This window comes from Streptomyces sp. NPDC001100 (assembly GCF_053598575.1).
In genome coordinates, this window is sequence record NZ_JBSFKO010000018.1 from 1 (window position 1) to 19,903 (window position 19,903).

Below are 19,903 nucleotides of genomic sequence, written 5' to 3' on the forward strand. Positions count from 1 at the left end.
CCTCGGAGAGGCGCTCGCGCATGAACGTGAAGCCCTTGGGGGTGAGGCAGTCGCCTGAGTCGATCTGGCAGGAGTTCCAGTGGACCCGCTCGAAGTCGTCGCCGTCCCAGGCGTAGTTGGAGACGGTGTTGAGCCCGCTGCCGATGCCCGCGCCGCCGCTGGTCGCGGTGCGGTAGGGGTGGGTGTCGGTGGAGTACAGGTAGGCGTGGTAGTTGAAGTCCTCCTGCACGTTCACGATGTCGTACGGGGCGATGCGCGTGCCGATCGCGGTGGTGCTCGTGTCGCGCGGCGTCGAGGCGCTGGAGAGCGACTCGGGCAGTCCGGCGATGTTGTAGCTGAGCACGCTGAAGCTGCCCGAGGTCGCGGCGGCGGCCGGAGTGGCGGCAGCCACCGTGAGCCCGCCCAGGGCCGCGGCAGCGGTCGCCAGACAGGCGAGAAGTCTGCGCATGGGGAAGTGCCTCCTGCGGAGTGACAGAGGGGGAGGGTAGTGCGGCGGTCACGTCGAAATGTATCGACAAGCGCTTGCTGTGGCTCCCCTCCGGCCGCACCGAATCTGGAATTCCGCGTGACGCCGAGATGGCCAAGTCTCGTTGTGTGCCCGTTTGTTGGCGGTGCGGGGGGATAGCGTCCCGGGCGCGGGGTGCCAGTAACCGCTCACCCCGCCGCCCCCGCTGCTAAGGGCGCGCCAAATGCCGCATCGTCAGCGCCAGTTGCAGCCGCAGCCGCCCCTGGGGAGTGCGTACCGGCCAGCCGAGCAGGGACTCCGCGTGGGTCAACCGGTCCTGGAGCGTGGAGTGGTGGACGTTGATCTCGGCGGCCGCCGCGCGCAGGCTCGTGGTGGCGGCGACCGCGTGCAGAGTGGCCAGCAGCCAGGGCGCGTTGGCCGCCGCCGTTTCCAAGTCGTGGACGTCGGGCGGCGGTTCGGCGCCCGGTGCGACCAGGTCGGCGAGGAGGGCGATGCCGCCGAGGGCGTCGGCGTGCACGATCCGTTCGCCGGGGTCCTGCGCGGTTCCGTCGGCGGTGAAGCGGAGGGCGGTGCGGGCGGCGGCCCAGGAGCGGGGCAGGTCCAGCACCGGGACGGCCGGGCCGATACCGAGCCTTCCGGTGGGCAGCTCGGTGTCCGTCGGGTGCGGGTGCGCCGGAGTCGGCTGCGGGCCGCCGTCCGGGTGCGGGGCGACCGGCACGGGCCGCCCGCCGCCGTACGTACCGGTGTCCTGCGGCGCGACAACGACCCGGGGCGGCCGGTCCAGCGGGGCGACGACACGGGCCCGGGTCGCGGGGTCGGTCACGTCCAGGCCGAGGCGGCGGGCAGCGTGCAGCCGGGCCGGTTCCGGGGCCGTGGCGTCGAGCAGCGTCTCCACCAGTTCCGGGTCGTCGGCGGGCACCCGGCCCCGGGTGCGGTCGAGCACCAGCCGTACCGCGCCGGCCGCCCGCTCCAGGATCACCGCGTCGACGACACTGGGCGCTGCCTTCGCCGAACGCTCCAGCCACAGCGCGGAGACCCCGCCGGGGGACAGCGCCACGGACGGCCATGCGGGATCCGGCGGCGACTCACTGTCCCTGCGCGTGCCGTCCGCCTCGACCCGCACCCGCACCCGCCGTTCGGCGTCGACGAGCCGCGCGGCACACCCGGCCAGCACCGCCGCGCCACGCACCAGTGCCTCAAGGCCGGCCCGCGACTCGGCGAGCCGATCGAAGTACCCGATGACCCGGACGGCGGCACCGGCGTCCGGATCCAGCGCGGTCAGGCGCCCGGCCAGCTCTTTCATATCCCCATGGTGCGTCATGGAACGGGTGTGCAGGAGCCCGCGGACAAGGTTCCGTCGAGGGCGGGGTGCGGGGGAGTGCGGAGGCGGCGCGTGGAATGCCTCCGCATTTGGGGAAACGCGGACCACCCGCGCCGACCGGGACGACCCGCGTCGACCGGGATCACCCGCGCCGACCGGGACGTCCCGTCACCGTACGCGCGCCGGCAGCGGGCCTCCGATCTCCCCTCGCCCGCGGCCTCGTACGAAATACGAAAGCCGCCCGAACCCCTACGCCCCCAACAGCCGCCGCAGCCAGGACAGATGCGCGGCCCGGGCCGCCTGCGACAGTGCCGCCTGCGGAGCGAAGCCGTCGAAGCCGTGGAAGCCGCCGGGCCAGACGTGGAGTTCGGCGACACCGCCCGCCTGCCAGAGGCGGGACGCGTAGCTGACGACCTCGTCGCGGAAGGTCTCCGCCGAGCCGACGTCGAGGAAGGCCGGGGGCAGGCCGGTGAGGTCCTCCGCGCGGGCCGGTGCGGCGTACGGGGACACGTCCGGGCCACCGCGGCGGTCGCCGAGAAGCGCGGTCCAGCCGGTCTCGTTCGCCGTGCGGTCCCAGACGCCGACGCCGGCCATCTGGTGCGCGGACGGGGTGTCGTTGCGGTCGTCGAGCATCGGGCACAGCAGCAACTGGCCGATGGGGCGCGGGCCGCCGCGGTCCCGGGCGAGAAGGGCCAGTGCGGCCGACAGCCCGCCGCCGGCGCTCGCGCCCATGATGACGATCCGCTCCGCGTCGCCGCCGATCTCCTTCGCGTGCTCCGCCGTCCACAGCAGACCGGCGTACACGTCCTCGATCGGCGCGGGGTGCGGATGCTCGGGCGCCAGCCGGTACTCCACCGACACCACCACCGCGTCCAGTTCCCGCGCGTACTCCAGCGCCCCGGCCACCCCGACCCGGTTGTCGCCGAGCACCATGCCGCCGCCGTGCACGTGATAGATGACGGGCAGCGGTCCGGCGGTCGCGGGCGCGGTCGGGCGGCAGATCAGCAGCGAGATGTCGGGCTCGCCGACCGGCCCCGCCACCTCGCGGTCCTCGACGGCGAAGGCCCCGTCCAGCGTGATGTCGAGCTGTCCCAACTGTGTGATGGCCGGTCCCTGGCGGATCTCGGCGATGTCCTCCAGAGACATCCCGGGCGACACGAACTCCTTGATCAACTCCAGGGCTGCGGCGAGTTCGGGGTCGAAGGGGGGCGGGGGCGGGACGGATGTCATGCGCTTCTCCTCACGCTTGGCGCGGCGGCTCGTACGGCCATACTCCGTGCGGTTACCCCCGATCCGTCCGCCGCCGTCCGGCGGAACCTCCCCGCCGGACGGCGGGTGCCCGACAGTACCGTCCGCCGCACGGCGCTTGACTTCGAGAGCGCTCGAAGACCTACCGTCACGAAGGACGGTGGAGGCCTGGGCGACCTGTGAAACGGAGTCGGACATGCGGGTCGGTGTGCACATCAACCGGTTCAACCATCCCGGAGGACCGGCGGCGGTCGGGCCCGAACTGGCAGCGGCCGGCGCCGCGGCCGAGGCGGCGGGCGTCAGCTGGCTCTCGGTGATGGACCACTACTTCCAGATGGAGTTCAACGGCGGAGCCGAGGACGCCATGCTGGAGGCCTACACGACACTGGGCTTCCTGGCCGGCCACACCTCCACGGTCCGGCTCGGAGCGCTGGTGACCGGTGTGACCTACCGGAATCCGGGGCTGCTCGCGAAGATCGCCACCACCCTCGACGTGCTCTCCGGCGGCCGGGCCACCCTCGGTATCGGGGCCGCCTGGTACGACCGTGAGCACCATGGCCTCGGTGTGCCCTATCCGCCGGTCGCGGAACGTTTCGAGCGGCTGGAGGAGACCCTGCGGATCTGCCTCCAGATGTGGGACCCGGAGGCCAACGGCCCCTTCGAGGGCAAGCACTACCGGCTCGCCGAGACCCTGTGCGTACCCGCGCCGATCAGCAGCCCGCACCCCGAGATCATGATCGGCGGCAGTGGCGAGAAGAAGACCCTGCGGCTGGTCGCCGAGTACGCCGACGCCTGCAACCTGATCGTGTCGACGCCGGAGGCGCTGCGCCACAAGCTTGAGGTGCTGCGCGGACACTGCGACAGGCTCGGGCGCGACTACGATCGTATCCGCAAGACGATCGTGCACATGGGCGAGTCGGCCACCACGGGCGACCTCGACGCCTTCCTGCGGGAGATCGACGGCTTCACCAAGCTCGGTGTGGACACGGTGATCCTGGGCCCGCGCACCGGGGAACCGGCCGAGTGGATCGAGCGCTTCGTGGCTCCTGCGGTACCGCGCCTGGCCGAACTCGACTGACCTGAACTGACGTGAAAGGGGCCGGAGTTCACAGGAAATCCGGCCCCTTTCACGGTGCGTCAAGGTGCCTCGGTCAGGCGGCGACGGCCTCGCCCGCGTGGCCCTTCAGCTGGGTGAGGACCTCGGTCAGCTGGGCGACGACCTCGGTGTCCTCGGACGGGTGGGTCTCGGCGAAGCGGACCACGGAGCCGGGGATCGAGAGCTTGAGCTCCTCGATCACCTTGCCGCCCGCGATGCCCACGGCCTTGCGGGCCTCGTCCTGCGCCCAGACGCCGCCGAACTGGCCGTAGGCGGTGCCGACCACGACGACCGGCTTGCCGCCGAAGCCGCTGGCGCCGTAGGGGCGGGACAGCCAGTCGATGGCGTTCTTCAGGACGGCCGGGATGGTGCCGTTGTACTCGGGGGAGAAGAAGAGGAACCCGTCCGCCGCACCGGCGGCGGCGCGCAGCTTGGCGGCGGCGGCCGGGACGTTGCCCTCGACGTCGATGTCCTCGTTGTAGAACGGGATGTCGGCGAGACCCTCGAAGATCTCGATGTCGGAGCCCTCGGGCGCGAACTTCACGGCGGCCTCGGCGAGCTGGCGGTTGTGCGAGCCGGCACGCAGGCTGCCGACGAGCGCGAGGATACGAACAGACATGGAAACTCCAAGAGGGGGGCTGAAACACTGCCGTTACGATCCGGACCGAGGTCCGCTTAAAAGTTGTATCAGCCTAAGCGGACCGCGGTCCAGTTTTGTTCCCGGTGCTTTACGCTGTCTTCATGTCCAGCGCCCTGCCCCCCTTCCCGAAGCCCGAGGAGTCCATAAGCGAACCCCAGTTGCTGGAGGTCCGCTCCTTCGGCGACAAGCCGTGCCTGCGCGCCGACGCGGCCCGCAACCGGGCCAAGCTGCTGGAGGCCGCCGCCCGTCTGATCGCGGAGCACGGAGTGGCCGGCGTCACCATGGAGGCGGTGGCCGCCGCGGCCCAGGTCGGCAAGGGGACCGTCTTCCGCCGCTTCGGCGACCGCACCGGCCTGCTGATGGCCCTGCTGGACCACTCGGCGCAGACGCTCCAGGCGGATTTCATGGGCGGACCGCCGCCGCTGGGCCCCGGAGCACCCCCGGTCGAGCGGCTGCGGGCGTTCGGTGTGGCGGTCCTGTACCGCTCGGCGGAGCAGCTGGACCTGCAACTGGCCGCACAGCCGGACCCCGCCCGCCGGTTCTCCCATACCGCGCTCCTGGCGCTGCGCACCCACGTCACGGTGCTGCTCCGGCAGATCCTGCCCGACGCCGACTGCGAACTGCTCTCCCAGCCGCTCATGGCCTATCTCGACCCCGCCCTGATCAACCATCTGACCAGGCAGTGCGGGATGCCCATGGAGCGTCTTGAGGCCGGCTGGATCGACCTCGTCGCCCGTGTGACCGCGACGCCCCCGCCCCGCTGAGTCCGCCTCAGGCGTGGCCGGCGAACAGGTCGAGGATGCCCTGCGGGGCGTCGGCCCGGAACATCAGCTCGCCGTTGGCCGCCGAGTCCGCCGCCGACTCCTCGCCGCGCGGGAACAGCTTCTCCTCGTAGGCGGCGAGCGCGGCCTCGGTGTCGCCCGGGTGCGCGGCCAGCGCGAGGCCCAGTTCGGCCCCGTCGAGCATCGCCAGGTTGGCGCCGACGCCCGCGAACGGCGACATCAGATGGGCCGCGTCGCCCAGCAGCGTGACCCCGGGCACCCGGTCCCAGCGGTGCCCGATCGGCAGCGTGTGGATCCGCCGCGGGGTCAGCGGCCCCTCCGCGTCGCCGAGCAGCGCGCGCAGACTCTTGTCCCAGTCGTCGAAGTGACCGAGCGTGTACGCCTTCGCCGCCTCGGTGTCCGTGAAGTCGACGCCGTCGAACTCGTCCTCGGGGACGGCGAGCGCCACATAGATGTGCAGGCTCCCGTCGGTCTCGCGGTGGCCCAGGAAGCCCTTGCCCGCGCCGAGCGCCATCAGCATGCCGCCGCCGACGACCTCGGCGCTCACCGGGTGCAGCAGGTCGGCGTCCGGCAGGTCCAGCTCGACGAACGAGACGCCGGTGTACGCGGGTTGGGCGTCCGACAGCAGGGGCCGCACCCGGGACCAGGCGCCGTCCGCGCCGATCAGCAGATCGGTGGTGAAGGAGGTGCCGTCCGCGAGCGACACCTCGTGCCGGCCGCCGTCCAGCGGGCGGGCGCCGGTGACCTTCGCGCCCCAGCGGACGGTGCCCGCGGGCAGGGAGTTCAGCAGCAGGTCGCGCAGTTGGCCGCGGTCGATCTCGGGGCGCCCGCCGGTCCCGTCGTCGGGATCGTCGAGGAGGACCGTGGCGTTCCGGTCGAGGACGCGGGTGGCCTCGCCGCCCGGGTGGACCAGCGCGCGGAACTCCTCGTAGAGGCCCGCCGTACGCAGTGCGGGCTGCCCCGAGTCCTCGTGGATGTCGAGCATGCCGCCCTGGGTGCGCGCGGCGGGGGAGGCGTCGAGGTCGAAGACGGCGGCCTCGATGCCGTTGACGTGCAGGACCCGGGCGAGCGTGAGCCCGCCGAGTCCGGCGCCGATGATCGCGAGGGGGTGGTGGGGGGTGGTCATGGTGAACCTCCTTGAAGAGGGCGGGAGTTGGGGTGTCAGTCGGGTACGGAGGTCCGCTCGATGCCGGCGATCAGCGTCTGGAACCGCCAGGACAGTCGGGCCTCGGGCGTCCCGGCGAGCAGCTCCGCGGAACGGGCCGCGATGTGCGGGTGGGTCCGGTCGGAGACGGTGCGCAGCGCGTCGGTCAGGGCGTCCCAGTCGTCCTGACCGCGCTCCTCGGCCGAGTGCTCGGCGGCCGTCGCGGTGGCCTGCTGGAGCAGCAGGTCCACACCCCACGCGGCCTGCGCGGGCGGGACGCCTCCCTCGTCGAGCAGGGCGAGCAGGGTCTCGATCAGGTTCAGGTAGTGCGGGCCGCTGGGCCAGGCCGTGAGTGCCGAACGGGCGAGGCTCGGGTGCTCGAAGAGCATCGCGGTGTACGCGGTGAGGACCTGCTCCAGGCGCTCGCGCCAGGTGCCCCCGGCCGGGACGGGCCCGATCGTGCCGAGCAGTTCGTCCAGGACCGCCGCGTGCAGCTCCGCGGTGTTGCGGACGTACACGTACAACGAGGCCGGACCGGTGTCGAGCTCCTGGGCCAGGCGCCGCATGGTGACCTTCTGCAGACCTTCGGCGCGCAGCACCGCCACCGCGGCGGCGACGATGCCCTCCCTGCTCAGGGCGGGTTTCGCCGGACGTTCACGGCGGCTGCGCGGGGTGTCGGGGCGAGCTGTCATGCCTCCAGCGTAACGAACATGTTCGCTCCGAACAAGTTCGTGACGAACATGTTCGCAAAATCCCGGACCATGTCGTGGTCGTGACGACCGTTGCCCCGCCGCGCTGCCCCGCCCCGGCTTCTGCCAAGATGCCGTACGTCATGGTGCAGATACCGAAAACGCCCGCAGCCCCGTCGCCCGCACCGCGCTCGGTCCCCACGAGCGCCGATGTGGCCCGCCTGGCCGGCGTCTCACGCGCGACCGTCTCCTACGTCCTCAACAACACCAGCGCCGTACGGATCAGCGAGCCCACCCGCCGCCGCGTCCACGAGGCCGCCAAGGAACTGGGGTACGTGCCGCACGCGGCGGCCCGCAGCCTGCGCGCCGGACACAGCCGGATGGTGCTGATGCCGGCGCCGCCCATGCAAGTGGGGCTCCTCTACAGCCAGTTCATCAACGAACTCCAGTGGGCGCTCAGCCGTCTCGACTACACGGTCGTGCAGCACGGTTCCGTCGGTCTGCGCGGCGACGAGGCCGCCCGCGCCTGGGCCGAACTCCGCCCGGTCGCCGTCCTGGTGCCCGGCGCCGGACTCGGCCCGCAGGGCGTCGCGGTCCTCAAGCGCTCCGGGGCGCGCGCCGTCCTCACCCTCGGCCCCGAGCCGGTCGAGGGCGCACACGTCCTGCTCCTGGACCACGAGGGCGTCGGCCACTGCGCGGGCGAGCACCTCTACGGCCGTGGCTGGCGCCGGATCGGCGTGGTCGTGCCCGAGGAGCCGGGCATGGGGATCTTCTCCCGGCCCCGTCTCGAAGGAGTGCGCCGCGCCCTGTTCGGCACGGACGCCACGGTGACCGAACTCCCGCTCTCCTACAGCGAGGAGAGCGCCGCCAAGACCGCCGCCCAGTGGCGCGCCCTCGGCCTCGACGCGGTGTTCGCGTACAACGACGAGTACGCGATGCTGCTGATGCGCGCCCTTCAGGACGAGGGCATCCGCATCCCCGAGGACACCGCCGTGGTCGGCGCCGACGACCTGATGATCGGCCGGCTGCTGCGACCGCGCCTGAGCACCGTCCACATCCAGCTCCCGTCCGGCCGCGACCTCGCCGAACTGGTCGACAACGCGGTGCGCGACCCCGGATCGGTGCCGGCCGTGCACGAGCTCGTCGGCGCGAAGGTGATCCACCGCGACTCCAGCTGAACCGGATCCTCCGAGCGCGGACCGGGGCGAACCCGCCGTACGCGACTAGAATGTTGCGTGCTCAACCAGACGGGGGTGCGTTCGGTCCCGGATGCGGTCCAGACGTCTGCGCCGGATCACCACCTCCCGTCACGCGCACGAACCGGGACTCCAACTACCCGCGCGGGTCCCGCCGTTGACGGATCGGAGAGCCGCCATGCCCCTGCTCGACCCCAAGATCTGGCAGTCCCGCCCGCTGTCGGGCCCCGAGTACCCGGTCACCGAGCCCGCCACCGGCGACCAGCTCGCCACCGTCACGCTCGCCGCGGCCGAGGACATACGCCCCGCCGTGCAGGCGGCCGCGGCCGCGCAGACCGAGTGGGCGCGCGTTCCGCACTTCGTCCGAGCCGGAGTGCTGCGCAGGGCCGGCGACCTGTTCGCCGCGCACGCCGAGGAGCTGCGCGAGTGGCTCGTCCGGGAGTCCGGGTCGATCCCCGGCAAGGCGGACTTCGAACTGCACGTCGCCGCCCAGGAGTGCTACGAGGCCGCCGCGCTCGCCTCCCGCCCCGCCGGCCAGGTCCTTCCCTCCGAGGCGCCCCGGCTGTCGTACACCCGGCGCGTCCCGGTCGGTGTCGTCGGCGTGATCGCGCCGTTCAACGCCCCGCTGATCCTCTCCATCCGCTCGGTCGCCCCGGCGCTCGCACTGGGCAACGCGGTCGTCCTCAAGCCGGATCCGCGCACCGCGGTCTGCGGGGGACTGGCTCTCGCGGCGGTCTTCGCGGAGGCGGGCCTGCCCGACGAACTCCTCCAAGTCCTGCCGGGCGGCGCCGAGGTGGGGGCCGCACTGGTCGCCGACCCACAGGTGCCCGTCATCTCCTTCACCGGCTCAACTGCCGCAGGACGCGCGGTCGGTGAGGCGGCGGGGCGTCATCTCAAGCGCGCACACCTGGAGTTGGGCGGAAACTCGGCCCTGATCGTGCTGGCGGACGCCGACCTGGACGCGGTGATCTCCACCGCGGCCTGGGGCTCGTTCTTCCACCAGGGCCAGATCTGCATGACGACCGGCCGCCATCTCGTCCACGAGTCGCTCTACGAGGAGTACGTCGAACGCCTCGCCGCCAAGGCCGAGTCGCTGGCCGTGGGCGACCCGCACCGTGCACAGGTCCACCTGGGCCCGATCATCGACGGCGCCCAACTCGCCAAGATTCACGGCCTCGTCGAGGCCAGTACGGCGAGCGGTGCCAGGCTCGCGGCGGGCGGCACGCACGAGGACCTCTTCTACCGGCCGACCGTCCTCGCGGGCGTCGAGGACGACACCCCCGCCTACGCGGAGGAGGTCTTCGGCCCGGTGGCGCCGGTACGGTCCTTCGCCACCGCCGAGGAGGCGGCGGCGCTCGCCGCGACCGGACCGTACGGTCTGTCGCTCGGCATCGTCACGCGCGACGCGGCCCGCGGCCTGGACCTGGCGGACCGCATCCCGACCGGGATCGTCCACATCAACGACCAGACCGTCAACGACGAGGCCGTGGCGCCCTTCGGCGGGGTCGCCGCGTCCGGCACCGGCGCCCGCTTCGGCGGCGAGGCCAATATCGAGGCCTTCACCGACGTGCGCTGGACGACGGTGCGCGCGGACGTGGCGTCGTACCCGTTCTAGAAGTCGTGGAGGGGACTTCTACTGACCGTTCTGCTCGGCCTGCGCCTGCTGCTCGGCGACCGACTTGCGGACCTCGTCCATGTCGAGCTTGCGGGCCTGGCCGATGACGTCGGTGAGGGCGGCCTCCGGCAGCGCGCCGGGCTGGGCGAACACGGCGACCCGGTCACGGACGATCATCAGCGTGGGGATCGACTGGATGCCGAAGGCCGCGGCCAGCTCGGGCTGGGCCTCGGTGTCGATCTTGCCGAAGACGAGGTCGGGGTTGTCCTCGGCCGCCTTCTCGTAGACCGGGGCGAACTGACGGCACGGCCCGCACCAGGACGCCCAGAAGTCGATCAGGACGAAGTCGTTGTCCGTGACCGTCTGGTCGAAGTTCTCCTTGGTGAGCTCCACGGTGCTGCTGCTCATGACGTGATTCCCTCTTCCTCGATGTGGGGGCGAAGCCGTCCCGGACAACACGGTCGTCCGGGCCCGTATTCCGCGCCCCTACCCGTGTGGCCTCAGCGCACACCACCCAGCAGACTGGCCCCATGACGGAAACGGAATCCATCGAGTACGACGTCGTGGTGGTCGGGGCCGGGCCCGTGGGGGAGAACGTCGCCGACCGCACCCGTGCGGCCGGTCTCTCCACCGCGGTCGTGGAGAGCGAACTCATCGGCGGCGAGTGCTCGTACTGGGCCTGTATGCCCAGCAAGGCCCTGCTGCGCCCGGTGATAGCCCGCGCCGACGCCCGCCGCGTGCCCGGCCTCGGCCACCTCGTCCAAGGCCCCCTCGACACCGCCGCGGTGCTCGCCCACCGCGACTACGAGGCCTCGGGCTGGAAGGACGACGGCCAGGTCCAGTGGCTCGACGGCATCGGCGCCGACCTCTACCGCGGCCACGGCCGCCTCGACGGCCCCCGCCGTGTGACGGTCACCGGCCCCGACGGCGTACGGCACGTCCTCACCGCCCGGCACGCCGTCGCGGTCTGCACCGGCACCCGCGCCCTCCTCCCCGACCTGCCCGCACTCGCCGACGTGAGGCCCTGGACCAGCCGCGAGGCCACCAGCGCCAAGTCCGCGCCCGGCCGGCTGATCGTGGTCGGCGGCGGGGTCGTCGCCGTCGAGATGGCGACGGCCTGGCAGGCATTGGGCTCGCGCGTCACCCTCCTCGTCCGCGGCAAGGGCCTGCTGCCCCGCATGGAACCCTTCGCCGGCGAACTGGTCGCCGACGCGCTCACCGAGGCCGGCGTCGACCTGCGCACGGGCACCTCTGTCACCTCGGTGACCAGGGAGAACGGCACCGTGGTCGCCGTCACCGACGGTGGCGACCGCATCGAGGCCGACGAGATCCTCTTCGCCACCGGACGCGTCCCGCACACCGACGACATCGGCCTCGACACGATCGGCCTGGAACCGGGCTCCTGGCTGCCGGTGGACGACTCCCTGCGTGTCCAGGACAGCGACTGGCTGTACGCCGTCGGCGACGTCAACCACCGCGCCCTCCTCACCCACCAGGGCAAGTACCAGGCACGCATCGCGGGCGCCGCGATCGCCGCCCGCGCCTCCGGAGTCCCGCTCCTGGAGACCGACCCCTGGGGCGCCCACGCGGCCACCGCCGACCACGACGCCGTACCCCAGGTCGTCTTCACCGACCCGGAGGCGGCGGCCGTAGGCCTCTCCCTCGCCGAGGCTGAGGCGGCCGGCCACCGCGTCCGCGCCGTCGACGTCGAGTTCTCCTCGGTCGCCGGCGCCGGCCTCTACGCCGACGGCTACCGGGGCCGCGCCCGCATGATCGTCGACCTCGACGACGAGACCCTGCGCGGAGTCACCTTCGTCGGCCCCGGAGTCGGCGAACTGATCCACTCCGCGACCATCGCCGTCGCCGGCCAGGTCCCGATCAACCGCCTGTGGCACGCGGTCCCGTCCTACCCGACGATCAGCGAGGTGTGGCTCCGCCTGCTGGAGGCTTACCGGGGCTGAACACCCCCGCTTTCCTAAGGGAGTTGAAAGCCGAGCGCAGCCGACGCCTCGACCGGTGTCGGCTGCGCCCAGCGCTCCGCCATCGCCTCGTTGGACGACAACGACCGCAACTCGGCCCGGTCCAGATAGAGCAGCCCGTCGAGATGGTCAGTCTCGTGCTGCACGATCCGCGCAGGCCACCCGGTGAACACCTCGTCCACCGCCCGCCCGTGCTCGTCCTGCCCGGTCAGCCGCACCGACGCGTGCCGCGCCACCACCGCCTGCCAGCCCGGCACGCTCAGGCACCCCTCGAAGAAGGCGGCCCGGCCGTCACCGACCGGCTCGTACGCCGGATTGACCAGCGCCCGGAACGGCTGCGGCACCCGCCCGCGCACCTCCCGCACCTCGTCCGGCACCGGCGCCGGGTCCTCGATCACCGCGATCCGCAGCTCCACCCCGACCTGCGGGGCCGCGACGCCCACACCCGGCGCCGCGTGCATGGTCGCACGCAGTGCCTCGACGAACCGGGCCAGCAGCGCGGGCTCCAACTGGCCGTCGAACGGCTCGGTCCCGCGCCTGAGCACCGGGTCACCGGCGGAGACGATGGGCAACGGACCGCCGGCGGCGAGGAGTTCTTCCACCCGCTCGGCCAGGGGCGCGCGATCACTGGGAAGTGCCATCGCGCCAGGATGCCATGACCTGCACCGCGGTCCGAACGTGACGCACGCCACTCCGACCCACGGGAACTCGCCCCCTCCACTCGCCGACTACTGGACCACTACGGCTACGACACACCCCCGCCCGCCTCCCCGTCCCCTGCCACCCGGAGAAGCCAGCCCATGTCCACCGCTCCCTCGACCGCCCCGGCCGAGGTCCCGCAGGAGCCCGCCCCGGCACCGTCCCCCAGCCGCTGGGCCCCGCTCCGCCCCCTGATCCTGCGTCTGCACTTCTACGCCGGAGTGCTCGTCGCTCCGTTCCTGCTCGTCGCCGCCACCACGGGCTTCCTGTACGCAGGTGCCTTCCAGGCCGAACGGATCGTGTACGCCCACGAGTTGACCGTTCCCGTCGGGGACCGCGAGCTGCCGATCTCGCAGCAGGTGGCCGCCGCCCGCAAGGCGCACCCCGAGGGCACGGTCTCGGCGGTCCGGCCCTCCCCGGAGGCGGGCGCCACCACCCGCGTCATGCTCTCCGGCGTGGATGGCGTCCGCTCCGACCACACCCTCGCGGTGTTCGTCGACCCGTACACAGGGAAGGTGCGCGGCGCGCTGGAACAGTACGGCTCGACCGGCGCGCTCCCGCTGCGCACCTGGATCGACGACCTGCACCGCAATCTGAACCTCGGCGAAACCGGCCGCCTGTACAGCGAGTTCGCCGCCAGTTGGTTGTGGGTCATCTCGGCCGGCGGCCTGGTGCTGTGGTTCTCCCGCCGCCGCGCCCTGCGCAAGGTGCGCGGCACCAGCGGACGCCGTCGCACCCTCGGCCTGCACGGCACGGTGGGTGTCTGGGCCGCCGCAGGTTTCATCTTCCTGTCGGCGACCGGACTGACCTGGTCGACGTACGCGGGCGCCAACATCGACGAACTCCGCACCTCCCTGGGCCAGTCGACGCCCTCGGTGTCCGCCGCGGCGGGCGGTGAACACGCGGGCCACGGCGGCTCCAGCGCGACCGGCGACGCCGAACACGGGGTGGGCCTCGACAAGATCCTCGCCGCCGCGCGGGCCGAGGGGCTGGGCAACCCCGTCGAGATCGTCCCGCCCGCCGACGCGAACTCGACGTACGTCGTCAAACAGGTCCAGCGCAGCTGGCCCGAGAAACAGGACGCGGTCGCCGTCGACCCCACCACCGGGAAGGTGACCGACGAACTCCGCTTCGCCGACTACCCGTTGCTCGCCAAACTGACCCGCTGGGGCATCGACCTGCACACCGGCGTCCTCTTCGGCCTGGCCAACCAGATAGCCCTGATGCTGCTCGCCGGCTCCCTGATCCTGCTGATCGTGTGGGGCTACCGCATGTGGTGGCAGCGTGGCCGGGGCTCCTCCTTCGGCCGCCCGATCCCGCGCGGCGCCTGGGCCCAGCTGTCCCCGCTGGTCCTCGTCCCGTGCCTGACGGTGATCGCCGTACTCGGCTATTTCGTCCCGCTGTTGGGCATCCCGCTGGCCGCGTTCATCGCGGTGGACGTGGTGCTGGGCGAGGTGGCCCACCGCAAGGGCCGCCGGACGTACGCGAGTTGACGACACGTGGGGAGGGGCCCGGTTCCGTCACGGAACCGGGCCCCTCCACGTACGTCACCGCGTCTCAGACCTGCTCGAAGTCACCCGCGAGCGCCGAGGCGATCCGCAGATGCGAACCCGCCTCCTCGTGCCGGCCCTGCCGCTCCAGCGTGCGGCCCAGCATCAACCGCGCGTAGTGCTCGACCGGGTCGCGCTCCACCAGGACCCGCAACTCGCTCTCGGCGCGCCGCAGTTGGGCCGAGTGGTAGTAGGCGCGCGCCAGCAGCAGGCGCGGTCCGGTCTGCTCCGGCACCTCCTCGACCAGCCCGCCCAGCACCCGGGCCGCAGCGGCGTAGTCCTTGGCGTCGAAGAACATCTGCGCGCGCTCCCAACGCTCCGCCGGTGTCCCGTGGTCGTAGTACGTCATGTCCACTTGACCTCCTTCGACGCCCTCAACGGACCTTGTTGGTTGAATATTCCACTACTCCGCTGCGGTGGCCAGTTCGGCGTTGGCCCGCTCGGTGATCAGGGTCAGCACCCGGCCGGTGGTCCCGAGGTCCGCCTCCGGGATGTCGCCCCAGATCCTGGCGCTCGCCGCGCCGGTCTCCTTCGTGATCCGCACGTACAGCTCCCGGCCGGCGTCCGTGATCCGCACCTCGGACGCGTCCGTCCCGAGCAGCCCGGCCGTGATCAGTTCGTCGATGGTGCCCTGAACGGAGTCCTCGCCGGCCTTCAGGGCCGCCATGGTGTCTGCGGCGAGCTGCCCGCGGTCGACGGGTCCGGCGGCGAGGGCGACCGGCCGCAGGACGATCTGCTGCTGGAAGCCGAGGCCGTGGCGGGTGAGGACGCTCTCCAGGACGGCGCGGGCGGCGTAGTGGGCCAGACCGAGCATGCGGGCGTCGGCGGGTGCCGCGGTGGTGGTGGTCATGACTGCTCCTTCTCGTGCTCACTCGCGGGGTTGAGGGGTGTGTCGAGCAGAATCGCCAGGTCCCGGCCGAACTCCCGGGTCCGCTCGCTGTCGAGACCGCCGAGCGGCTCCAGCAACTGCTGCAGAAGGCCGTGGACGACCTTGATCGCCTGCCTGGTCACATCGCGGCCCTCGTCGGTGAGGGCCAGTTGGACCGCGCGCGGATCGCGGGGGTCCCGGGTGCGCTCGACGAGGCCCGCGGACTCCAGGGCGCGGGCCAGCTTCGACACGTAGAGGGCTTCGAGTCCGGTGTGGTCGGCGAGATGCCGCTGGCTGGGGCGCAGCCCGGAGCGCTGCATGCCGTACAGCGACGCCACCAGGGAGTACTGCGCATGGGTCAGTCCCAGGGGTGCCACCGCGCGGTCGACCGCCACACGCCACTTCATCGACAGTCGCCAGACCAGGAAACCGGGCGTCGCGCCCTCGGATGCCGTACTCATGCCCGATACAGTACATGGCTACTATATCCATGGCTACTATTTCTCGAACTGGGAGGCGAGGGAGAGGGAACGACCTCGGGAGACGGACCGGCGATCGACGGACTGACGGAACCGTCCCGACGGGACTAGGTTGTCGCCATGAGCAATCTTGATCGCGAAGCGGTTCCGGCCCTGTGCGGCGGCCGCGGTTTCGTGGTGGCGGAGCCCGTCCGTGAACTCCTCAGCCCTCGCAAGGTCCAGCTCGGCGAATCCACCGAAGTCCGCCGGCTGCTGCCCAACCTGGGCCGCCGTATGGTCGGCGCCTGGTGCTTCGTCGACCACTACGGCCCCGACGACATCGCCGACGAGCCCGGCATGCAGGTGCCGCCACACCCCCACATGGGTCTGCAGACCGTCAGCTGGCTGCACGAGGGCGAGGTGCTGCACCGCGACTCGACCGGCAGCGTCGCGACGATCCGCCCGCGCGAACTGGGCCTCATGACCTCGGGCCGCGCGATCAGCCACGCCGAGCAGAGCCCCAAGTCGCACGCCCGCTTCCTGCACGGCGCGCAGCTGTGGGTCGCCCTCCCCGACAGCGACCGCCATGTCGACCCGCACTTCGAGCACCACGCCGAACTCCCGGTCGTCACGGCACCGGGCCTGCGCGCCACGATCGTCCTGGGCGACGTCGACGGCGCGACCTCGCCCGGTACGACGTACACCCCGATCGTCGGCGCCGACCTGGCCCTGGCCGCCGGCGCGGACGTACGCCTGCCGCTGGAACCGGACTTCGAGTACGCCGTCCTCGCCATGTCCGGCGAGGCCCACGTCGACGGCGTCCCGGTCCTCCCCGGCTCGATGCTCTACCTCGGCTGCGGCCGCACCGAACTCCCGCTGCGCGCCGGGTCGGACGCCGGCCTGATGCTGCTGGGAGGTGAGCCGTTCGAGGAGGAGCTGATCATGTTCTGGAACTGGATCGGCCGCACCCAGGAAGAGATCGCGCAGGCCCGCGAGGACTGGATGACGGGCTCGCGGTTCGGTGAGGTGAAGGGGTACGACGGGGCGCCGCTGCCTGCTCCCGAGCTGCCGCCGCTGGCGTTGAAGCCGCGGGGGAGGGTGCGCTGACCGAAGAGCAGGAACGTCTCGTCCGGACAGCACACGACCGGGGACGCCCCCCTCCGCGGGCGTGGCACTCCAGACCGAGTGCGAGCCTCGCTCCCTTCGCTGACGCCGCGGTGACGCCTCCGTAACGGCCCCCCTGCCAACGTAGCCATCGCCGGACGGGCCTGGACGGCCCGCCGGGACCGGACTACCAGCGGGGGAATCATGTCGGCATTCGGAGACCGGGCGCTGCTCGCGCTGAGTGACCCTGCCGCTCTGGGGGCGTTGCTGTCGCCCACCGACGGTTCGGGTGACCAGCGGGTCCGCACGATGCTGGCCTCGGTCTACGACCTGTCGGCCGTCCGGCTCGACACGATCACCGACGCACGGGTGCGGGAGATCGCCCTGCAACGGCCGCTGTTCCCGACCGGCCGCCAGGACGGGGTGTGGTCGCAACTCGTACCGTCCTACACCCGCACGGAACTGACCCTGACCGTGCGCGAGCCCACCCGGCCGGTCTGGATCGACCTGCGCGCCACCATCGACGTCACCCTGGTCGCCGAGATCGACCCGGCCGGCGCGGAGTCGGTGGTGGCCCGGGCGTTCGACGACTTCGCCACCTTCGACGAGTTCCGGGCGAGGTTCACCTTCTTCGATCTCGACGCCTTCCTCGCCGAGCACGGAATCGGCACGGTCGAGGAACTGAAGGACGCCTTCCACTACGTGGTCGCGGAGATACAGCTGCGCACACCACCCCCCTTCGACCCCGACGACCCGGCGAACACGCACACCCTGCCGGTCACCCTGGCGGCCGTGGTCGTCGACCCGTTCGACCTCGCCGGCGGGCTGCGCGCCACCCGGCTCGTACGGGAGGCGGCCCGGCCCCTGACCGGCCCGGTTCCCGCCGGGCTCCCGGCCGAGGCCGCCGAGGCCTACGCGACAGCCCTCGTCATCGCCGCCGACGGCCTCCCCGACGGGCTCGCCGCTGCGGATGTCGAACGGCTCTGTGCCGCCGAAGGCGTCGTCAGCCTCTTCCTGCCGGCCCCGTGAGGAAGCCGTCAGGACAGCAACCGAGGAGCGGGCCGACCGGCCCGGGACCCGGCTCACCGTACCTGCCACCGATCCGGCCTGACCGGCCCCGCCATGGAGGAGAACCCTGATGCCCGTTCGGTATATCCGGGTTGACCCGACCGTCAACCTGTTCGCACCGGCCGTCCGCGCGTTCGGCACGATCGCGATCGTGGGCCGCGTGACCACCCCGGCCCCCGCCCCGCCCGCGTCCGCGTCGGCCTCGGCCAAGAAGTCGGCCGCCGCGGAGGCGGCAGTGGCTGTGCCGCCCACGCCGGTGGCGTTCACCAGCCCGGACAAGGCGGAGGAGACCTTCCCGGGAGAACTCGGCAAGGCACTCACCCTGGTGTTCAAGCAGAGCCCCGGCCCGACGCTCGTCTACGGCGTCCCCGTCGACGCCACCGCGCCGGACTGGAAGGGCGCGCTCTCGGTCGTCGCCGGCCTGAACGTCCAGCTCGTCGTGCTCGCCAACACCCCGATCGACGCCACCTCGAAGACCCCCGACGGACCGATAGGCCTGCTCTCCGCGCACGTCACCTCCGTGTCCAACACGGGTGCCGACGGGATGGAGCGCATGGGGGTCGCGATGCTGCCCAAGGGCAGCACGGACCCGAAGGTGATCCTGCCGAACGAGCGGATGGTCTACATCGCGCACAACAGCGAAGAGGACGCGGCGGTGGCCGTGACCGGCACCATCGCGGGCCACGAACCCTTCGTGTCGCTGCTGCTGAAGCAGGTGAACATCGAGAGCCCGCCGTTCAACCCCACCGACATCGACACCCTGAACGGACCGCCGGAGGTCTCCGGATCGGGCCCGACGGGAGCCGGTGTCAACTGGCTGACCAGTCCGGCGCTCATCCCCGGCAACGGCGTGTACATGGGCGAGGGCTACACCGGCGACCCCGGCAGCCCCAAGAAGTACATCGACGTCTGCCGCTTCGTCGACCACCTGTCCTTCCTGCTCAAGGCACAGCTCATCGGCTCGATCGGGAACGTGCGGATCAGCAGGTCCGGGCTGCGTGCCCTGATCGCGCAGATGGAGGCGGTGCTCAGCCCCTTCGTCGACGCCGGCGTCCTCAACAGCTTCGAGATCGTCGTCCCCGTGCTCGCGCTCCTGGACAAGGACCCCGCCACGCTCACCCCCGACGAGGCCAACAGGATCCACACCGCCGAGGTGCAGCGCCTCGTGCAGGTGCTGGCCGCGGTCGAGTACGCGGGCGCCGTGCACCGGATCTCCATCGACCTGAAGTTCGACTAGGGAACTCCGACCAGCCACGTCCGACTAGGAAGGCACACCTGATGGCCGACTGGAACACACGCCTCGAAGTGAAACTCGGGGACTCCACCATCACCCCCATCTCGACGTTCACCCCGACCTTCAACGCGCCGCACACCGTGCTGCACAGCATCGAGGCGGACAACGTCGGGTTCGTCCGCCAGCCCGCGACGTTCACGTTCACCATGGGCGTGCCCGCGGTCGCGACCGTGGTCGCCGACCTGACCCAACTGGCCACCGAGGGAACCGAGTTCCAGATCATCGTGGCTGAGAAGAAGGGCACGGACTGGGCCTTCAACTCGATGAAGTTCGCCCGCTGCGTCGTCACCTCCGCCAACCCCAGCAACGTGGTGATCGACGGCGTCCCGCAGGCGAGCTTCACCTGCCTCGCACTGTCCGTCGGGGTCGAGGCGTAACCCGTGGACGGCGACCCGGACGACAGCGCGGGCGGCCAGGACACGTTCTCCGTACCGGGGTTCGCGACCGGCGGCCGGGTGGAACGCACCGGGATCGCGCTGGTGCACGAGGGCGAGTACATCGTCCCGCAGGCCGGCAGCGAGGCGCTGATCTCGCCGGAGGGCGAGTCCGGGGTGATCCATTACTACTTCCCGGTCCAGGTGGAGGTCGTGGGGACCCTGCCGGACACCGAGATCCAGCGGGTGGCCTGCTACGTCTTCGACCAGCTCGACCGTGAACTGGCCACCCGGATCTGACAGTTGCGACCA

At 71.8% G+C, this 19,903-nt stretch carries 21 protein-coding genes and 1 pseudogene; 11 read left to right on the top strand and 11 right to left on the bottom strand.

Features of this window, described 5'->3' with window-relative positions; all coding sequences use genetic code 11:
• From ACWDEW_RS25495 to ACWDEW_RS25505, 3 genes and pseudogenes are all read right to left on the bottom strand, one after another.
• Positions 1 to 448: pseudogene (locus ACWDEW_RS25495) on the bottom strand (jacalin-like lectin); the annotation flags it as partial.
• Positions 449 to 674: 226 nt separating this feature from the next.
• Positions 675 to 1,769 (bottom strand): helix-turn-helix domain-containing protein, encoded by a 1,095-nt coding sequence (locus tag ACWDEW_RS25500; RefSeq protein ID WP_450515281.1) that lies wholly within the window; start codon positions 1,767 to 1,769, stop codon positions 675 to 677.
• 267 nt (positions 1,770 to 2,036) lie between these two features.
• On the bottom strand, positions 2,037 to 3,017 hold the full coding sequence (locus tag ACWDEW_RS25505; protein WP_450515282.1) for an alpha/beta hydrolase: 981 nt from the start codon (positions 3,015 to 3,017) through the stop codon (positions 2,037 to 2,039).
• Between the two features lie 214 nt (positions 3,018 to 3,231).
• Between ACWDEW_RS25505 and ACWDEW_RS25510 the strand changes: the two genes are divergently transcribed.
• On the top strand, positions 3,232 to 4,113 hold the full coding sequence (locus ACWDEW_RS25510) for an LLM class F420-dependent oxidoreductase (protein ID WP_450515284.1): 882 nt from the start codon (positions 3,232 to 3,234) through the stop codon (positions 4,111 to 4,113).
• A 73-nt stretch (positions 4,114 to 4,186) separates the two neighbouring features.
• Here the strand turns inward: ACWDEW_RS25510 and ACWDEW_RS25515 are convergent, their stop codons facing one another.
• A complete protein-coding gene (locus ACWDEW_RS25515; RefSeq protein ID WP_450515285.1) occupies positions 4,187 to 4,750 on the bottom strand; it encodes an NAD(P)H-dependent oxidoreductase in 564 nt (187 codons plus the stop codon).
• Between the two features lie 104 nt (positions 4,751 to 4,854).
• On the opposite strand from ACWDEW_RS25515, the gene ACWDEW_RS25520 reads away from it, so the two are divergent.
• Positions 4,855 to 5,535 carry a TetR/AcrR family transcriptional regulator gene (locus ACWDEW_RS25520; RefSeq protein ID WP_450515287.1) on the top strand — a complete coding sequence of 227 codons (681 nt, stop codon included), beginning with the start codon at positions 4,855 to 4,857 and terminating at the stop codon, positions 5,533 to 5,535.
• A 7-nt stretch (positions 5,536 to 5,542) separates the two neighbouring features.
• On the opposite strand, the gene ACWDEW_RS25525 is transcribed toward ACWDEW_RS25520, so the two are convergent.
• Together ACWDEW_RS25525 and ACWDEW_RS25530 are read right to left on the bottom strand one after the other, a co-directional pair.
• Positions 5,543 to 6,679 carry an FAD-dependent oxidoreductase gene (locus tag ACWDEW_RS25525; RefSeq protein WP_450515289.1) on the bottom strand — a complete coding sequence of 379 codons (1,137 nt, stop codon included), beginning with the start codon at positions 6,677 to 6,679 and terminating at the stop codon, positions 5,543 to 5,545.
• Between the two features lie 35 nt (positions 6,680 to 6,714).
• Positions 6,715 to 7,389 carry a TetR/AcrR family transcriptional regulator gene (locus tag ACWDEW_RS25530; RefSeq protein ID WP_450515290.1) on the bottom strand — a complete coding sequence of 225 codons (675 nt, stop codon included), beginning with the start codon at positions 7,387 to 7,389 and terminating at the stop codon, positions 6,715 to 6,717.
• A gap of 140 nt (positions 7,390 to 7,529) precedes the next feature.
• Between ACWDEW_RS25530 and ACWDEW_RS25535 the strand changes: the two genes are divergently transcribed.
• Entirely contained in the window at positions 7,530 to 8,564 is a 1,035-nt protein-coding gene (locus tag ACWDEW_RS25535) for a LacI family DNA-binding transcriptional regulator (protein ID WP_450515292.1), read from the top strand.
• A gap of 196 nt (positions 8,565 to 8,760) precedes the next feature.
• Positions 8,761 to 10,197, top strand: coding sequence for an aldehyde dehydrogenase family protein (locus tag ACWDEW_RS25540; RefSeq protein WP_450515294.1), 1,437 nt, complete (start codon positions 8,761 to 8,763; stop codon positions 10,195 to 10,197).
• An 18-nt stretch (positions 10,198 to 10,215) separates the two neighbouring features.
• Here ACWDEW_RS25540 and trxA read toward each other — a convergent pair whose 3' ends face one another.
• Positions 10,216 to 10,605, bottom strand: a complete 390-nt coding sequence (gene trxA / locus ACWDEW_RS25545; RefSeq protein WP_093623576.1) for a thioredoxin — start codon at positions 10,603 to 10,605, stop codon at positions 10,216 to 10,218.
• Between the two features lie 122 nt (positions 10,606 to 10,727).
• Between trxA and ACWDEW_RS25550 the strand changes: the two genes are divergently transcribed.
• Entirely contained in the window at positions 10,728 to 12,158 is a 1,431-nt protein-coding gene (locus ACWDEW_RS25550; RefSeq protein WP_450515296.1) for a dihydrolipoyl dehydrogenase family protein, read from the top strand.
• Positions 12,159 to 12,172: 14 nt separating this feature from the next.
• Here the strand turns inward: ACWDEW_RS25550 and ACWDEW_RS25555 are convergent, their stop codons facing one another.
• Positions 12,173 to 12,817: a peptide deformylase gene (locus ACWDEW_RS25555; RefSeq protein ID WP_450515298.1), complete on the bottom strand. Its 645-nt coding sequence runs from the start codon at positions 12,815 to 12,817 to the stop codon at positions 12,173 to 12,175.
• A 159-nt stretch (positions 12,818 to 12,976) separates the two neighbouring features.
• Between ACWDEW_RS25555 and ACWDEW_RS25560 the strand changes: the two genes are divergently transcribed.
• Positions 12,977 to 14,368, top strand: a complete 1,392-nt coding sequence (locus ACWDEW_RS25560) for a PepSY-associated TM helix domain-containing protein (protein ID WP_450515300.1) — start codon at positions 12,977 to 12,979, stop codon at positions 14,366 to 14,368.
• A 64-nt stretch (positions 14,369 to 14,432) separates the two neighbouring features.
• Here ACWDEW_RS25560 and ACWDEW_RS25565 read toward each other — a convergent pair whose 3' ends face one another.
• From ACWDEW_RS25565 to ACWDEW_RS25575, 3 genes are read right to left on the bottom strand one after another with little or no spacing between them, the layout of a single operon-like run.
• Complete coding sequence (locus ACWDEW_RS25565) at positions 14,433 to 14,780, bottom strand: tetratricopeptide repeat protein (RefSeq protein ID WP_450515302.1); 348 nt, start codon at positions 14,778 to 14,780, stop codon at positions 14,433 to 14,435.
• 48 nt (positions 14,781 to 14,828) lie between these two features.
• The gene (locus ACWDEW_RS25570) at positions 14,829 to 15,275 is read right to left on the bottom strand and encodes a MarR family transcriptional regulator (RefSeq protein WP_450515303.1); all 447 of its coding nucleotides are present in this window, start codon (positions 15,273 to 15,275) and stop codon (positions 14,829 to 14,831) included.
• Positions 15,272 to 15,754 (bottom strand): MarR family winged helix-turn-helix transcriptional regulator, encoded by a 483-nt coding sequence (locus ACWDEW_RS25575; RefSeq protein ID WP_450515304.1) that lies wholly within the window; start codon positions 15,752 to 15,754, stop codon positions 15,272 to 15,274. Before ACWDEW_RS25575 ends, ACWDEW_RS25570 begins: the two co-directional genes overlap by 4 nt.
• 138 nt (positions 15,755 to 15,892) lie before the next feature.
• Here ACWDEW_RS25575 and ACWDEW_RS25580 point away from each other — a divergent pair, with 138 nt between their 5' ends.
• The 5 genes from ACWDEW_RS25580 to ACWDEW_RS25600 all read left to right on the top strand — a co-directional run bounded on the left by ACWDEW_RS25580 (position 15,893) and on the right by ACWDEW_RS25600 (position 19,891).
• The gene (locus ACWDEW_RS25580; protein WP_450515306.1) at positions 15,893 to 16,858 is read left to right on the top strand and encodes a pirin family protein; all 966 of its coding nucleotides are present in this window, start codon (positions 15,893 to 15,895) and stop codon (positions 16,856 to 16,858) included.
• 201 nt (positions 16,859 to 17,059) lie between these two features.
• A complete protein-coding gene (locus ACWDEW_RS25585; protein WP_450515308.1) occupies positions 17,060 to 17,884 on the top strand; it encodes a hypothetical protein in 825 nt (274 codons plus the stop codon).
• Between the two features lie 109 nt (positions 17,885 to 17,993).
• Positions 17,994 to 19,160, top strand: a complete 1,167-nt coding sequence (locus ACWDEW_RS25590) for a hypothetical protein (RefSeq protein WP_450515310.1) — start codon at positions 17,994 to 17,996, stop codon at positions 19,158 to 19,160.
• Positions 19,161 to 19,201: 41 nt separating this feature from the next.
• On the top strand, positions 19,202 to 19,594 hold the full coding sequence (locus ACWDEW_RS25595; protein ID WP_450515312.1) for a hypothetical protein: 393 nt from the start codon (positions 19,202 to 19,204) through the stop codon (positions 19,592 to 19,594).
• Between the two features lie 3 nt (positions 19,595 to 19,597).
• Positions 19,598 to 19,891: a hypothetical protein gene (locus ACWDEW_RS25600; RefSeq protein ID WP_450515314.1), complete on the top strand. Its 294-nt coding sequence runs from the start codon at positions 19,598 to 19,600 to the stop codon at positions 19,889 to 19,891.
• The last annotated feature ends 12 nt before the right edge of the window (positions 19,892 to 19,903 follow it).